This window comes from Sphingomonas sp. CFBP 13733 (assembly GCF_014841795.1).
Taxonomy (GTDB): domain Bacteria; phylum Pseudomonadota; class Alphaproteobacteria; order Sphingomonadales; family Sphingomonadaceae; genus Sphingomonas; species Sphingomonas aerolata.
The window spans coordinates 1-662 of the sequence record NZ_JACYUP010000033.1; the positions used below are offsets into that span (position 1 = coordinate 1).

The 662-nt window shown below is 63.1% G+C and carries 1 protein-coding gene; it reads right to left on the reverse strand.

The window, feature by feature from the left end:
- On the reverse strand, positions 1 to 647 hold a 647-nt coding region (locus IFT71_RS21085; protein WP_342212711.1), incomplete at its 3' end, for a phosphotransferase enzyme family protein.
- Positions 648 to 662: the final 15 nt, after the last annotated feature.

A 662-nucleotide genomic window follows, 5' to 3' on the forward strand; every position in this document is an offset into this window, starting at 1 on the left:
AGAAAGGTCGCCCACTCGGCAGGCGTCCATAATCGACCGGGAGCGGTGGAGAGATCGCAGTGGAACAGCAGCAGCGCGACCGCGAGGTCGTAGAGCCTCGGTATCCGTGCCGCATGATCGGGATCGACTAGCGTGGGTTTCGGGCTGAAAACCAGGTTCGACGCCTTGAAGTCGAAGCTGCACCCGGCGAGCGGCAAGCCTGTAATCGGTTCGGCCCCGGCGAGGCGCGCTAGCGTCACCTCCCGAAGTGAGTACCGATCCGCACCGGCTGCTTCGATAGCATTTTCGGCCAGAGCAAGGTGCGGCTCGATCCATTCGGCATCTCGGACCACGGGCTCCCTGTAAGTCGCCAAGGCGCTCCCCTCGGGAGGATCGGCCGCGTGCATTCGGCCGAGTAAACGCCCAGCGTCGGCAATCTCGCCCTCACCAGCATGGTAGCCGGTGCCCGACACGAAGGGATAGACCACCCACTCTTTGCCGTCATCGAGACGGCGGGGATTGGGGTGGAGGTGAGCTGCTGGAGCCACCACATCAACGCCTAGGCCACGTAGCGCCGTAAGCCATCGACCAATCGCCTCACCGTCTGAATGGACCAGTCCCGTTCTCTTCAAAACCCAATCGCCGCCACGATCATGAACACGCAGCACGGGCGCGTAGTCGTA